The 521-nt window shown below is 56.4% G+C and carries 2 protein-coding genes; both read right to left on the reverse strand.

What is annotated here, in order from left to right; all coding sequences use genetic code 11:
- On the reverse strand, window positions 1-207 hold a 207-nt coding region (locus EGJ22_RS25900; RefSeq protein ID WP_158619543.1), incomplete at its 3' end, for an alcohol dehydrogenase catalytic domain-containing protein.
- Window positions 208-261: 54 nt separating this feature from the next.
- The coding region (locus EGJ22_RS25905) for a metal-sensing transcriptional repressor (protein WP_125920462.1) at window positions 262-521 on the reverse strand (260 nt) is incomplete at its 5' end.

The raw sequence follows: 521 nt of genomic DNA on the forward strand, positions 1-521 counted from the left end.
TACCACGATGCCGGCGCCTTCATGGCCCAGCACGACCGGGAAGAGACCCTCAGGATCATCACCCGACAGGGTGAACGCGTCGGTATGACACACGCCGGTATGGGTGATCTTGACGAGCACTTCACCCTTGCGTGGCGGCTCAACGTCGATCTCAACGATTTCCAGCGGTTTACCTGGCCCAAAGGCCACTGCTGCACGTGATTTCATGATGTCACTTCCTTTTTTAAGTTGGTCCCCGTCACCAAAACCACCTGGAATTGATTACCGGAGATACGACCGAACGATGGAGATGGTTTCGTTAATAGACTGTTGCTGCGAGTCGCTCCTCGCCCCTCTGTCAGGAAACTCCTCCCGTAGATGGCTCTCCAGAACGGCCGCCATCAGGCCGTTGATTGCACCACGGACTGCTGCCAGCTGCTGCAGTACCGCGACACATGTCGGATCAGCCTCCAGGTCATGCTCTAGAGCCGTGACCTGCTCGCTAATACCTCTAGCGTGTCCGAGAGCTTTCTCCTTCTCTT

This window comes from Pseudomonas sp. p99-361 (assembly GCF_003935475.1).
Classification (GTDB): Bacteria; Pseudomonadota; Gammaproteobacteria; order Pseudomonadales; family Pseudomonadaceae; genus Aquipseudomonas; species Aquipseudomonas juntendi.